Genomic DNA, 13692 nt, shown 5'->3' with positions numbered 1-13692 from the left:
AGGTTTATCGTGCAGTAATTAAAAGAAAAAAGAGGTCTGGTAGTGATCTACAAATCAATTGCGGAACGACTACGAATTCGCCTGAATTCGTCTGATTACAACATCGGTAGCCCGTTGCCTGGTGAAAAAAAGCTTGCCCAAGAGTTCGCGGTTTCACGAATGACGATCCGTAAAGCAATTGATATGTTGATTGGCTGGGGATTGGTCGTACGCCGTCATGGGAGTGGAACTTATGTGGCGCGCAAAGATGTCCATCATGAAACCACAAACCTGACCGGACTGGCGGAAGTACTGAAGCGACAAGGGAAAGAGGTCACCAGTGAAGTACTGGTATTTGAAGTGATGCCCGCACCACCAGCAATTGCCAGCCAACTGCGTATCCAGATTAATGAACGCATCTACTTCTCACGTCGCGTTCGCTATGTGGACGGCAAGCCGCTGATGCTTGAAGACAGCTACATGCCGGTAAAATTATTCCGTAATTTATCGCTGGCGCATCTGGAAGGGTCAAAATTCGATTACATCGAGAAAGAGTGCGGAATAACTATCAGCGGCAACTATGAAAGTCTGACTCCCGTTCTTGCCGATAAGCAGCTTTCCGCGCAGATGAACGTACCTGAACAGACGCCATTGCTGCGGATTACCTCACTGTCCTACAGCGATAGCGGGGAGTTTTTGAATTATTCGGTGATGTTCAGAAACGCCAGCGAGTACCAGGTGGACTACCACTTACGGCGCGTCCACCCAGACTCAGCCTGACTAACCCATCCCCCAAAAAATCACCGCCAGCAGTTGCGGCGTGATAATTCGCAGGAACATCACCAGCGGATAAACGGTCGCATACGAAAGCGCCGCCGCCCCGCTGGTGGCATGCAGGTTGTTAGCAAATGCCAGTGCAGGCGGATCGGTCATTGAGCCAGCCAGCATGCCGCACAGCGTGAGGTAGTTCATTTTGACGAAAATCCTCGCCAGCAGCCCCACGGTAATCAGCGGAATCGCGGTGATGAAAATACCGTAGCCCACCCAGCTCAGGCCATCTCCCTGCGTCAGGGTATGAACAAAATCACCGCCTGACTTCAGACCAACCACTGCGAGAAACAGCACGATACCCAACTCTCGCAGCGCCAGGTTAGCGCTGGGGGGCATAAACCAATACAGCTTACCAATGCTGCCAATACGCCCCAGGATCAACGCCATAATCAGCGGCCCACCGGCCAACCCCAGTTTAAGCGCCACCGGGAACCCAGGAATGAACAGCGGGATTGAACCCAGCAGAACACCCAGCCCGATCCCGATAAATACCGGCAGCATCTGCACCTGCTGCAGTTTTTGCTGCGCGTTACCTACCACATTGGCAACAGCATCAATCGAGGAAGGTCGACCGACCAGATTGAGGATGTCGCCAAACTGCAGGCTGGCGTCGCTGCTGGCTACCAGCTCAACCCCCGCACGGTTCAGACGGGAGATAACCACGTCGTAACGTTCTTTGAAATGCAGGTCACGGATTCGTTTCCCCAGCACCTGTTCGTTGGTCACCACCACGCGCTCAACGCGTAAATCGGTGCCTCGCGTCGACAGAGATGTGTCCACCTCCTGCCCAATCACCACCTGCGCGTTGTGCAGATCAGCAGGCTGACCAACCAGGTGTAGCAGGTCGCCCATCTGAATAATCGTCCCCGGCGACGGCACCATCAATGTTTCTTCACGTTTTAAACGTGAGCAGATGATTTTGTCGCTGTTCAGGATTGGGACATCCTGAATCGCCATATTGTTGAGGTTCGGGTTTTCCACACGGATATTCATCGTCTGAATCAGCGCGTGTCCGTTGGTCAGCGTGGATTCATGCTGATGGGCTTCGGCATCGACGTTAACGCGAAAAATTAGGCGCATCAGCCACATAGTGAGCAAAATACCGCAGATACCAAAAGGATAAGCCATGGCATAGCTCATCCCCATCTGATCCACCACATCAACAGGAGTACCCAGATCGCGCAGAATCTGCTGCCCCGCGCCTAACGCCGGAGTATTGGTGACCGCACCGGAAAAAATGCCCAGCACCACGGGAAGGGGAATGGCAAAAATCTTATGCAGGATCGCGGTGACCAGGCCACCCATGATAACAATCAGCACGGCAAACAGATTCAGCCGCAGGCCCGAAACGCGCAGTGACGCAAAAAAGCCCGGCCCCACCTGAATACCGATGGTGTAGACGAAAAGAATCAGGCCAAATTCCTGAATAAAATGCAGCATGTCACCGCTCAGGGTCATCCCTGCCTGATCGACAAAATGCCCGACAATAATACCGCCGAACAGCACGCCTCCGATGCCAAAACCAACACCACGTATTTTTATGTTGCCGATCCATAATCCGACAACTGCCACCATTGCCAGAACGCTGACCGTCAATGCTATATCACTCATTTTCCTGTTCCCTGTGAATAACATTTTATTTAACGAAGATTATGACTGAACCGTTCAGGCATGAATGCAGAGTGGCGCACATTATCATGCTACAGAGCGCCCAGGAGCGCTTAAGAAGAGCGTTCTTTACTGTTTTTCTTCACGTCGATTTGAAATTGCTGAATGCTTTTTTCTGGCAATGGCAGCGCTTCCGGCATCCTGCCCTCCCAGATCATAGTTTCATATGGGCTGACGCACAAAAAAGCCCCGTCATTTCTGGCGGGGCAAAGGCATGGAGCTATTTAACTGTCTAATGCGGGACGCTCGCTGATGGCGATACGTTGTGGAGCGATGGTTTCAGGTTCATTCCGGGTCAAATCGATATGCAGCAAGCCGTTAGTGAAGCTTGCGCCGGAGACTTCCATATTTTCAGCCAGCGTAAAGCTCAGGCTGAACGGCTGAGTGACCAGCCCCTGATGCAACCATTTGGTCTCTTTTTCCGGCTGCTGCGGCGTACCTTTCACGGTCAGGCGCGTGCCTTCCAGTTGAATATCCAGATCTTCCTGGCGGAAACCGGCTAACGCAAGGGTAATGCGGTAGTGGTTATCATCGCTCTTTTCGATGTTATAAGGCGGGAAGCTCTGGCTTTCGCCCGTGTTTTGCAAGGCATTGGCCAGTTTGTCAAAACCGATCCATTGACGCAGCAGTGGGGATAAATCGTAGTTACGCATAATAATCTCCTTCTAAGAAGCGAGTAAGTACCTTTTGGCTCCCTGACGGCAAGCCGATTGCTTAGCAGGGCCGCCTGAAGCGGCCCACAGAATTAGTTGATTTCGATGCGGCGCGGCTTATTCGCCTCGGGAATCACGCGTTCGAGATCGATATACAGCAGACCATTCACCAGGTTCGCGCCGCGAACATGAATGTTCTCCGCTAACTGGAACTTACGTTCGAAGTTGCGCTCGGCAATCCCCTGATACAGGTAAGTACGTTCTTTTTGATCGTCCGCATGGGCGCCTTTCACCACCAGCAGATTGTCCTGGGCAGTAATTTCCAGTTCGCTTTCAGCAAAACCAGCAACGGCAATCGCAATTCGGTAATGGTTTTCGTCTACCAGCTCAACGTTATACGGAGGGTAGCCGCCATTGCTCTGGCCCTGATTGTTTTCCAGCAGGTTAAACAGGCGATCAAAACCAATAGCAGAACGGTACAGCGGGGATAAATCAAAGTTACGCATAATCAATAGCTCCTGAAATCAGCGAGAATAATAGACCTTCCATCATGGACAGGTCAGGTAGCCAGGACACCCATCAGGCATGCCCTTCATTTGTCTACACTCTAAAAATGGGTCTTAATACAAACTTTTCAAGCGTATTCATCTGACTTTTTTTGCAGTTTGTTGTCTATTGCATACACTGGTGGGAGCAGTTGTTATCGTTAAATCGCGATAGCCGCCACAGTGTGACGAAATGGTGATGTTATTTTCGCAACGGATCGCTTTAACTCACCATGCAAACACAATAAATACAGATGAAAAAATGATGATAAAAAAAATGTTGGTAACACTGACAATGTGCAGCGGGATGGCGTTTGTGAGCGGCTGTTCCAGCATTATGTCGCATACCGGGGGCAAAGAAGGGACGTATCCTGGCACGCGCGCCAGCGCCACAATGATTAGCGAAAGTGATACAAACTGGGGAACCAAGTCACTGGCGATTCTGGATATGCCGTTTACCGCAGTACTGGATACAGTATTACTTCCGTGGGATCTCTTTCGCAAAGATAACTCGGTGAGATCCCGTGTAGAAAAAAGCGAGGAGAGAACGCAGGCCGCGAACGCCGTTATCCCTCCGGCTGAAATGCCTGCTCCTTAAGTTAACGCCCAGTCTCTGTTACCCACAGCTGGCGGAAACCCTCGACGTCTTCCATCCACGCAACCTGTCGACCATCAGGAGAAAAGATGATCGCATCGCCCGATGGTGGGTTGCCGTGACGGTCCGTTAGAAAATCAACCTCTCCCGTCTGAGCATCACAACAAGCAATTTTGTTATCCAGTACAAACCCCAGCCATTTCCCTGACGGATGCCAGTTGAATGCTGACTGAATATCCGTGGCGCAGCGGGTAAGCTGACGCGGTTCTCCTCCTTGTGGGGAAATCAGCCACAGTTGCACAATGCCGACGTCATCACGCATTAAAAATGCAATCTCAGATGCCTTTGGATTACTGCGCACCCAATGGCGCGGCTGATTTACCAGACCGGGAAAGGCGCGCGCATGAGTAAACGTCAGGCGGCGTTGATTAATACCAAATGGCGGCGCAGGCATTGTCGCCTCAGTGCCCTCCAGCGGAGCGTCGCCCGGCTGTTTCCAGCCGCTTTCATCCTGTGGTAAATCAACAATAAATAACTCCGGCACTTTCTCGCCCGTGACTGATAACGTATCACCGATAAACGCCAGTCTGTTTTCCCCTACCCAGCCCTCTTCATAGGCGCGGTTAATCTCATCGCTACCCGGTTTAGGCGTGGGTGTCGTCTGGGTTACCAGCACGCACCAATGGCTCCCGCTGTACTCACGGGGATGCTGCGCGGAGACCATCACCGGACCATAGGGCGCAGCCACACCGACATTGCGTAGATCCAGCGCCGGTGAGCGCTCATGCAACACATGGTCGTTATAGGTGAAACTGACAAACTCGCCGCTCGGGCTAAATACATGCACATGGCTACCACCGCGCAGCGCACCCGGCGTATATGGGGCGGTAATATCCATCGCATCCAGATTCTCCACTTTTGCCTGCGTAGCTATCACCCCACGCCGATGATGGAAGTCGTAATGCCATGTTTCATCAGGATTTTCAGGCCCATGGATAAAGACATATTTTTCCGACTTTGGATGAACGGTCACCACGCCAACGTGCGATCCCTGCATGGCCCGATAAATCACCTCCAGCTCGCCAGTATGAATATTGACGCGCTCAATTGTGTCGCCGGTAAAAGAGGCACCGGAAGGGCGCACATCAAAGACCAGCCACTGGCTGTCCGGTGTCCAGGTATTGATATTGGTAAGCTGATGATTACGCGGCGTAAAGGTGATTTGCTTCATGGAATGCCCTGATACAAGACGATTTCAGCAATCATACTTCACAAGCACTTCACTTTCAGGCTTTAGCGTATCGCCATCTTCATTTTTGCGGACAGAAACATGGAACATTTTGACGTAGCCATTATCGGGTTAGGCCCGGCAGGCGCAGCGCTGGCGCGGCAGTTGAGTGGAAAAATGCGCGTGATCGCGTTGGATAAAAAACACCAGTGCGGCAACGAAGGTTTCACCAAACCCTGCGGCGGTCTGTTGGCCCCGGATGCCCAGCGTTCGTTTATCCGCGACGGGATAACCTTACCCGTTGATGTCATCGCTAATCCACAGATATTTAGCGTTAAAACGGTTGATGTTGCAGCCTCTTTGACGCGTAACTACCAGCGCAGCTACATTAATATCAACCGCCATGCTTTTGATTTATGGCTTAAATCTCTCATTCCTGATGATGTACAGGTGTACCACGACAGCCTGTGTCGGAAAATCTGGCGCGAGGGCGATAAATGGCATGTTATCTTCCGCGCCGACGGTTGGGAGCAGCAGATCACCGCGCGTTATCTGGTGGGAGCCGACGGCGCGAACTCATTGGTACGCCGTCATCTCTATCCCCGGCACCAGATCCGTAAATATGTTGCTATTCAACAATGGTTTGCGGAAAAACATCCCGTCCCGTTCTATTCCTGCATTTTTGATAACGACGCAACCGACTGTTATTCCTGGAGTATCAGCAAAGATGGCTATTTTATCTTTGGCGGTGCCTACCCGATGAAGGACGGTCAGGCGCGCTTTGACGCGCTGAAAGCGAAGATGGAAGCGTTCCAATTTCAGTTCGGCAAACCGGTGAAAAGTGAAAAATGTACGGTGCTGTTTCCTTCACGCTGGAAAGACTTCGTCTGTGGCAAGGACAACGCATTTTTGATTGGCGAAGCGGCCGGTTTTATCAGCGCCAGCTCACTGGAGGGGATTAGCTATGCGCTGGACAGCGCGGAGGCACTCAAATCTGTATTGTTGCGGGATGCACCAGATATGAATCACGCTTACCGCAAAGCCACCCGCAAGTTACGTCTCAAACTGTTTGGCAAAATCCTGAAAAGTCGGGCCCTGACGTCGGCGTTTTCCCGCAAATGGATAATGCGCAGCGGCGTAGCGCATATTCCTCAAGGTGACCACTCAGTATCACAAATAATTGCTGAAACAGGGCAATTGCGCCAAGGCATTTGCCCATAACATCTTATTTCAGCGCAAACTTCTCTATGGCATACGCGACGCCATCTTCAAGGTTAGATTTCGTCACAAAGTTGGCGATTTCTTTGACTGACCCAATAGCGTTGTCCATGGCAACGCCCACGCCTGCGTATTCAATCATCGCGATGTCGTTTTCCTGATCGCCAATCGCCATCACCTCTTCGGCTTTTATACCCAACGCATCGGCCAGCGATTTCACGCCAGTCCCTTTATTGACGCGTTTATCGAGGATTTCGAGGAAATACGGCGCACTTTTCAGCACGGTGTACTTCTCTTTTACTTCCGCAGGTATGCGCGAGATAGCTTTATCGAGGATCTCCGGCTCGTCAATCATCATCACTTTCAGGAACTGGGTTGCGGGATCCATTTTCTCGGCTTCACAGAACACCAGCGGAATCGTCGCAACAAACGATTCATGCACCGTGTAGTAGCTGATATCACGGTTCGCGGTATACAGGGTGTTGCGATCGAGAGCGTGGAAATGCGAGCCAACGTCCCGGGAGAGCTGCTCCAGATAACGATAATCATCATAGCTCAACGCGGTTTGCGCGACAGTACTGCCATCCCCTGCTTTCTGCACTAGCGCGCCATTGTAGGTAATGCAGTAGTCACCGGGTTCTTCCATATGCAATTCTTTCAGATAGCTGTGGACGCCGGCATACGGGCGCCCCGTGGTCAGCACCACATTTACGCCACGCGCGCGCGCTGCGGCAATCGCCGTTTTGACCGCGGGTGAAATGGTGTGATCGGGCAGCAGAAGTGTGCCATCCATGTCGATAGCAATAAGTTTGATAGCCATGAGTTCCCCGGATTAAATGAGTCCGTCCTCATGCTAACGCGATTCCGCTCAAAAAACAGCTACGAAAAGGGGGATAGAAAGGGGAATCGAGATTCCCCTTTTGCAGGACGGTTGTAGACCTGGGTGCAAGTTAGATATCGATGTTCGCCGCTTTCAGGGCGTTTTCTTCGATAAACGCGCGACGCGGTTCAACGGCATCGCCCATCAGCGTAGTGAAGAGCTGGTCGGCGGCAATCGCATCCTTCACGGTAACGCGCAGCATACGACGGCTTTCCGGATCCATGGTGGTTTCCCACAGCTGATCCGGGTTCATCTCGCCCAGACCTTTATAACGCTGGATAGCGAGGCCGCGACGTGACTCTTTCTGCAGCCATTCCAGCGCCTGCTCAAAGCTGGCAACCGGCTGGCGGCGCTCGCCACGTTCGATAAACGCATCGTCTTCGATCAGCCCGCGCAGCTTCTCACCGAGCGTACAAATACGACGGTATTCGCCACCGGTCACAAACTCGTGGTCCAGAATATAGTCGGTATCCACACCGTGAGTACGGACGCGCACAATCGGCTCAAACAGGTTCTGCTCTGCGTTGTGGTGGATATCAAACTTCCACAGGCTGCCGTGCTGTTCTTTTTCGTTCAGCTCGGTAATCAGCGTATTAACCCAGCGGGTAACGGTCTGCTCGTTCGCCAAATCAGCTTCCGGCAGCGTCGGTTGATAAACCAGTTCTTTCAGCAGCGCTTTCGGGAAACGACGTTCCATACGGCCAATCATTTTCTGCGTCGCGTTGTATTCAGAAACCAGTTTTTCTAACGACTCACCTGAAAGAGCAGGTGCGCTGGCATTAGTGTGCAGCGTTGCACCATCCAGAGCGATAGAAATTTGGTACTGATCCATCGCTTCGTCATCTTTAATATACTGTTCCTGCTTACCTTTTTTCACTTTGTACAGCGGTGGCTGTGCAATGTAAACGTGGCCGCGTTCCACGATTTCCGGCATCTGACGATAGAAGAAGGTCAACAGCAGCGTACGAATATGCGAGCCGTCGACGTCCGCATCGGTCATGATGATGATGCTGTGATAACGCAGTTTGTCCGGGTTGTACTCGTCACGACCGATGCCACAGCCGAGCGCGGTGATCAGCGTCGCCACTTCCTGAGAAGAGAGCATTTTATCAAAGCGCGCTTTCTCGACGTTGAGGATTTTACCCTTCAGCGGCAGAATCGCTTGGTTTTTACGGTTACGGCCCTGCTTCGCAGAACCGCCCGCGGAGTCCCCTTCCACAAGGTATAGTTCGGACAGCGCCGGGTCGCGTTCCTGACAGTCCGCCAGCTTGCCCGGCAGGCCCGCTAAGTCCAGCGCGCCTTTACGACGGGTCATTTCACGCGCGCGACGTGCCGCTTCACGGGCACGTGCAGCATCAATAATTTTGCCAACGACGATTTTCGCGTCAGACGGGTTTTCCAGTAGGTATTCGCTCAGCAGTTCGTTCATCTGCTGTTCTACCGCCGATTTCACCTCAGAGGAGACCAGCTTGTCTTTGGTCTGTGAGGAGAACTTCGGATCCGGTACTTTCACGGAAACAACGGCAATCAAGCCTTCACGGGCATCATCACCGGTGGCGCTGACTTTGGCTTTTTTGCTGTAGCCTTCTTTGTCCATGTAGGCGTTCAGGGTACGGGTCATCGCCGCACGGAAGCCTGCAAGGTGAGTACCGCCGTCACGCTGCGGAATGTTGTTGGTGAAGCAGTAAATGTTTTCCTGGAAACCATCGTTCCACTGCAGCGCAACTTCAACGCCGATACCGTCTTTTTCGGTGGAGAAGTAGAAGATATTTGGGTGGATCGGCGTTTTGTTTTTGTTGAGGTATTCAACAAACGCCTTGATGCCGCCTTCGTAGTGGAAATGGTCTTCTTTACCATCGCGCTTGTCGCGCAGACGAATAGAGACGCCGGAGTTCAGGAACGACAGCTCGCGCAGACGCTTAGCCAGAATCTCGTATTCAAACTCAACGACGTTGGTAAAGGTTTCGTGGCTTGGCCAGAAACGTACCTGAGTACCCGTCGCTTCTGTTTCGCCGGTTACCGCCAGCGGCGCCTGCGGCACACCGTGCACGTAAGTTTGCTGATGCACTTTACCTTCGCGGCGAATCACCAGCTCCAGTTTCTGTGACAGGGCGTTTACTACGGAAACACCTACGCCGTGCAGACCACCGGAAACTTTATAGGAGTTATCATCGAATTTACCGCCTGCGTGCAGAACGGTCATGATAACTTCCGCCGCCGAAACGCCCTCTTCCGGGTGGATACCGGTTGGGATACCACGGCCATCATCGGTAACGGACACGGAGTTGTCCGCGTGAATCGTTACAACGATATCTTTACAGTGACCCGCGAGCGCTTCGTCGATAGCGTTATCTACCACCTCGAATACCATGTGGTGCAGACCGGTGCCGTCATCCGTGTCGCCGATATACATACCCGGGCGCTTACGCACCGCATCCAGTCCTTTCAGGACTTTGATACTGGAGGAGTCATAAGAATTCGACATCAACGTTTCTCGCTCATTTAAACTTGGGTTAATCCGTTATTTTACCCTTTTCCACGGTGAACATCTTCGAATTTTTGTCCGACATGTCCAGAACGTGTTCAGCGCTGATTGCGCTGACAAAGACCTGAGATTGCGTCGCTTTTAAGCGGCTGGCTAACAGCCCACGACGGGCATCATCAAGTTCAGAGGCAAAATCATCTATCAGGTAGAGACACCGCCGCCCACTTTCGCGGGTGAGGAACTCCCCTTGCGCCAGACGTAAGGCGCACATCAGCAGCTTTAGCTGCCCACGCGACAACGTGTCTTCCACCGGCGCACCGTCAGCGCGAATGCGAAAATCCGCTTTGTGCGGACCGTGCGCGGTGTAGGTCAACATGCGATCGCGTTCAAAACTGCGTTCCAGCACTTCGGCATAATCGGTCTCTTTCTCCCAGCCACGCTGGAATGAGAAGGAGAGAGAAAACTCGGGTAGAAACTGCTGACAGGTATCCGCCATATCCTGCGCGATACCGGCGCTGTACTCCGCGCGCCAGGTGCTGATTTGTTCCGCCAGCGGGATCAGTTCTTTATCCCACGGACGCAGTTGCTCATAACGACTCACCTGGCGCAGGGCCGCGTTGCGCTGCTTGAGCAGTCGCTTCAGATTGCTCCAGGCGGTGAAAAATCCGGCTTCATTGTGAAAGCATCCCCAGTCAAGGAATGCTCTTCTGTATTTGGGGCCGCCATTGAGTAAAGTAAACCCCTCTGGCGTGATCAGTTGCATTGGCATCAGGTGCGCCAGTTCCGCGACCTTGTGCCCGTCAGTGCCGTCAATGCGCACTTTGCTGTCGCCCAGTTTGTCTTTCGTCAGGCCAATCGATGTCTCACGCTCTTCCCCCTGCAAACGCCCGTGTAAAACAAACGACTCCTGCTCGTGGCGAATTACGCGGCCAATCTGCAAACTGCGAAACGCCCGGCCGTGGCCGAGCGTATAGATGGCTTCCAGCACGCTGGTTTTGCCGCTGCCGTTCGCGCCAACCAGGAAGTTAAAGCCAGGGGATAAAGCGAGATCCGCGCTTTCGATATTGCGAAAGTCGCGGATCAACAGACGGGTGAGCGACATTACAGTCTCATTGGCATAACAACATAAGCCGCGCTCTGGCTGGCTGCATCTTCAATCTGTACGCTCGATACGGAATCGGTCAGCAGAATACGAACGTTCTCGCACTTCAGCGCGTTTAGTACGTCCAGTACGTAGCTAACGTTAAAACCGATTTCCAGTTCAGTGCCAGGATAGGAGACATCCAGAATTTCTTCCGCTTCTTCCTGCTCCGGGTTGTTGGCGGTTATTTTCAGCTGGTTTTCACTGACATACAGACGCACGCCGCGGAATTTCTCGTTAGAGAGGATCGCCGCACGAGCAAATGCCTGTTTGAGGATATCGCAACCGGCTTCCAGATGTTTGTCCGGATTCTTCGGCAATACGCGGCGATAATCCGGGAAACGGCCATCAACCAGCTTGGAGGTAAAGATGAAGTCACCCACGTGCGCACGAATGTTGTTGCTGCCAATCTGCACGCGCAGCGGGTTGTCGCCGCCGTCGAGCATACGCATCAGTTCAATTACGCCTTTACGCGGAACGATCACCGAATGGCTGGGTAACTGCTGACCGACAGGCATTGAACAGACCGCCAGGCGGTGACCGTCGGTCGCCACGGTACGCAGCTCTTCCCCTTCGGTTTCAAACAGCATGCCGTTTAAGTAGTAACGCACGTCCTGATGCGCCATCGAAAACTGCGTGGCTTCAATCAGGCGCTTCATCGTGGCCTGCGGCAGAGTGAATTCGACTTCGCTCTGCCAGTCGTCCAGATTCGGGAAGTCGGCGGCAGGCAGCGTAGACAGCGAGAAACGGCTGCGGCCAGACCGCACCAGCATGCGATCGCCTTCCAGTTGAACGGCAATTTCCGCGCCTTCCGGCAACCCACGGCAAATATCGAAGAATTTACGCGCCGGAACGGTGGTCGCACCAGGTTCATGAGGCTGGATCAGCGCCACGCGCGCCACCATCTCCATTTCGAGATCGGTACCGGTCAGAGAAAGCGCACCGTCAGCAACCTGCAGCAGCAGATTTCCGAGAATAGGCAGTGTAGGACGTCCACCCAGCGGGCCGCTGACCTGCTGAAGCGGTTTTAATAAATGTTCACGTTCAACGGTAAATTTCATAGCGTCACGAAGATAATGTTCTGATTAAATTGGAGAAATCTTCTTTAATATCATGGCTTTCTTCACGCAACTGCTCAATCTTGCGACAGGCATGAAGCACGGTAGTATGGTCACGCCCACCAAACGCGTCGCCAATTTCCGGCAGACTGTGGTTAGTGAGCTCTTTTGCCAGCGCCATCGCCATCTGGCGCGGACGAGCTACCGAGCGAGATCGACGCTTAGAAAGCAGATCCGCAATTTTGATTTTGTAATACTCCGCCACCGTCTTCTGAATATTGTCGATGGTGACCAGCTTTTCCTGCAAAGCCAGCAGATCGCGCAACGCTTCGCGCACGAAATCGATGGTAATCGCCCGGCCGGTAAAATTAGCGTTGGCGATCACACGGTTCAGTGCGCCTTCCAGCTCACGTACGTTAGAGCGTAGACGCTTGGCAATAAAGAACGCCACTTCACCCGGCAGACGAATGTCGTTTTCGTCGGCTTTTTTCATCAGGATCGCGACGCGCGTTTCCAGCTCAGGCGGCTCGATCGCAACAGTCAGTCCCCAGCCGAAGCGGGATTTCAGACGATCTTCAACGCCGTTGATCTCTTTCGGATAGCGATCCGAAGTCAGGATGATCTGCTGATTGCCTTCCAGCAGGGCGTTAAAGGTGTGGAAAAACTCTTCCTGCGATCGTTCTTTATTCGCGAAGAATTGGATATCGTCAATCAGCAGCGCATCCACGGAACGGTAGTAGCGTTTAAACTCTTCGATCGCGTTGTTTTGCAGGGCCTTAACCATGTCCTGCACAAAACGTTCGGAGTGCATATACACCACTTTCGCGTTTGGCTTACGCGCCATAATACCGTTACCGACAGCGTGCAGCAGGTGGGTTTTACCCAGACCCGTACCGCCATAAAGGAATAACGGATTGTAGGCGCCGCCAGGATTGTCCGCCACCTGACGTGCCGCCGCGCGCGCCAGTTGGTTAGATTTACCTTCAACGAAGTTATCAAACGTGTGTTTGACGTTGACGTTAGAACGATAGGTAGGTTCTGCCGGTGCCGGGACGTTATCCCAGCCTGAGCGCGCCGCCGGAGCGGCACGTTGCGGTTGCACTTGCTGAGCCACGTAGGCGGGCGCAACAACGTTGTTTACCGGCGTTTTCAGCGTTTGCGTGACGGGTTTAGTACCGACTTCAAAGCGCAGCTGCGGGGCATCCGCTCCACAGAAGTTATTGAGTAATCCATTAATATTATTAAGGTATTTATCCCTTACCCAATCAAGCACGAAACGGTTTGGCGCATACAAAGCCAGCGTGTTATCGCTCAGTTCCGCCTGCAACGGGCGTATCCACATACTGAACTCTGTGGCTGGTAACTCATCCTGCAATCGGGCAAGACACTGCTGCCAAAGCGAAAGTGACAC

13 protein-coding genes and 1 other annotated feature are annotated in these 13692 nt (G+C 52.8%); of the genes, 4 read left to right on the top strand and 9 right to left on the bottom strand.

What is annotated here, in order from left to right; translation table 11 throughout:
• The first annotated feature begins 42 nt into the window (after positions 1-42).
• Positions 43-759 (top strand): GntR family transcriptional regulator, encoded by a 717-nt coding sequence (locus HVZ52_RS00065; protein ID WP_046276201.1) that lies wholly within the window; start codon positions 43-45, stop codon positions 757-759.
• Here the strand turns inward: HVZ52_RS00065 and HVZ52_RS00060 are convergent, their stop codons facing one another.
• The gene (locus HVZ52_RS00060) at positions 760-2421 is read right to left on the bottom strand and encodes a putative transporter (RefSeq protein WP_016155061.1); all 1662 of its coding nucleotides are present in this window, start codon (positions 2419-2421) and stop codon (positions 760-762) included.
• 71 nt (positions 2422-2492) lie between these two features.
• Between HVZ52_RS00060 and HVZ52_RS00055 the strand changes: the two genes are divergently transcribed.
• Positions 2493-2714 (top strand): hypothetical protein, encoded by a 222-nt coding sequence (locus tag HVZ52_RS00055; RefSeq protein ID WP_181598726.1) that lies wholly within the window; start codon positions 2493-2495, stop codon positions 2712-2714.
• On the opposite strand, the gene ibpB is transcribed toward HVZ52_RS00055, so the two are convergent.
• Positions 2703-3131, bottom strand: coding sequence for a small heat shock chaperone IbpB (gene ibpB / locus HVZ52_RS00050; RefSeq protein WP_003827096.1), 429 nt, complete (start codon positions 3129-3131; stop codon positions 2703-2705). The genes HVZ52_RS00055 and ibpB overlap by 12 nt on opposite strands.
• Positions 3132-3223: 92 nt before the next feature.
• A complete protein-coding gene (gene ibpA, locus HVZ52_RS00045; protein WP_003023882.1) occupies positions 3224-3637 on the bottom strand; it encodes a small heat shock chaperone IbpA in 414 nt (137 codons plus the stop codon).
• Positions 3631-3703 (bottom strand) — a sequence feature (ROSE (Repression Of Heat Shock gene Expression) occurs in the 5'-region of heat shock genes and acts as an RNA thermometer to modulate expression.). (Overlaps the previous gene by 7 nt.)
• Before the next feature lie 238 nt (positions 3704-3941).
• Here ibpA and HVZ52_RS00040 point away from each other — a divergent pair.
• Positions 3942-4274, top strand: a complete 333-nt coding sequence (locus tag HVZ52_RS00040; protein WP_172864455.1) for a YceK/YidQ family lipoprotein — start codon at positions 3942-3944, stop codon at positions 4272-4274.
• A gap of 1 nt (position 4275) precedes the next feature.
• Here HVZ52_RS00040 and HVZ52_RS00035 read toward each other — a convergent pair whose 3' ends face one another.
• The gene (locus HVZ52_RS00035) at positions 4276-5502 is read right to left on the bottom strand and encodes a DUF3748 domain-containing protein (RefSeq protein ID WP_181598725.1); all 1227 of its coding nucleotides are present in this window, start codon (positions 5500-5502) and stop codon (positions 4276-4278) included.
• 99 nt (positions 5503-5601) lie between these two features.
• On the opposite strand from HVZ52_RS00035, the gene cbrA reads away from it, so the two are divergent.
• A complete protein-coding gene (gene cbrA / locus HVZ52_RS00030) occupies positions 5602-6720 on the top strand; it encodes a colicin M resistance lipid reductase CbrA (protein WP_181598724.1) in 1119 nt (372 codons plus the stop codon).
• 4 nt (positions 6721-6724) lie between these two features.
• Here cbrA and yidA read toward each other — a convergent pair whose 3' ends face one another.
• From yidA to dnaA, 5 genes are all read right to left on the bottom strand, one after another.
• Positions 6725-7537, bottom strand: a complete 813-nt coding sequence (yidA, locus tag HVZ52_RS00025) for a sugar-phosphatase (protein WP_016155065.1) — start codon at positions 7535-7537, stop codon at positions 6725-6727.
• A 130-nt stretch (positions 7538-7667) separates the two neighbouring features.
• Positions 7668-10082 (bottom strand): DNA topoisomerase (ATP-hydrolyzing) subunit B, encoded by a 2415-nt coding sequence (gene gyrB / locus HVZ52_RS00020; RefSeq protein ID WP_047498797.1) that lies wholly within the window; start codon positions 10080-10082, stop codon positions 7668-7670.
• Between the two features lie 28 nt (positions 10083-10110).
• Positions 10111-11184, bottom strand: a complete 1074-nt coding sequence (gene recF, locus HVZ52_RS00015) for a DNA replication/repair protein RecF (RefSeq protein ID WP_016155067.1) — start codon at positions 11182-11184, stop codon at positions 10111-10113.
• Positions 11184-12284: a DNA polymerase III subunit beta gene (gene dnaN / locus HVZ52_RS00010; RefSeq protein WP_016155068.1), complete on the bottom strand. Its 1101-nt coding sequence runs from the start codon at positions 12282-12284 to the stop codon at positions 11184-11186. The genes recF and dnaN overlap by 1 nt, the downstream gene beginning before the upstream one ends.
• Before the next feature lie 4 nt (positions 12285-12288).
• Positions 12289-13692: a chromosomal replication initiator protein DnaA gene (gene dnaA / locus HVZ52_RS00005; RefSeq protein WP_016155069.1), complete on the bottom strand. Its 1404-nt coding sequence runs from the start codon at positions 13690-13692 to the stop codon at positions 12289-12291.

This window comes from Citrobacter sp. RHB36-C18, assembly GCF_013814485.1.
Classification (GTDB): domain Bacteria; phylum Pseudomonadota; class Gammaproteobacteria; order Enterobacterales; family Enterobacteriaceae; genus Citrobacter; species Citrobacter braakii.
This window is presented reverse-complemented; position numbering and strand designations above follow the sequence as displayed.